Source organism: Streptomyces sp. AC512_CC834, assembly GCF_019049325.1.
GTDB lineage: Bacteria > Actinomycetota > Actinomycetes > Streptomycetales > Streptomycetaceae > Streptomyces.
The window spans coordinates 1-273 of record NZ_JAGMUO010000081.1 but is presented as its reverse complement, the minus strand read 5'-3'; the positions used below and the strand labels follow the sequence as shown (position 1 = coordinate 273).

The window sequence follows — 273 nt, the reverse complement described above, 5'->3', positions numbered from 1 at the left end:
CCCCGCACTCAACCACTCACCACCGAGCAGGAGCTGCCGCATGCCCGAAACCGACCCGTGGGAGTACTCCCTCTACATCCCGAACGACGTCCGAGCCGTCACCGTCAGCCGCCGCACCCTCCGCCTCATCCTCACGATGCACGGCCTGATCGGCATGGTCGACGTGGCGGAACTCCTCGCGACGGAGCTGGTCTCGAACGCCGTACGGCACACCAAGGGCCCGGCCGCACTGCGCGTGCGCTGGCCGGGAAACGGCGTACTGCGCATCGGCGC

The 273-nt window shown here is 69.2% G+C and carries 1 pseudogene; it reads left to right on the top strand.

The window, feature by feature from the left end:
- Positions 1-40: 40 nt before the first annotated feature.
- Positions 41-273, top strand: a pseudogene (locus KUM40_RS27115) (ATP-binding protein); the annotation flags it as partial.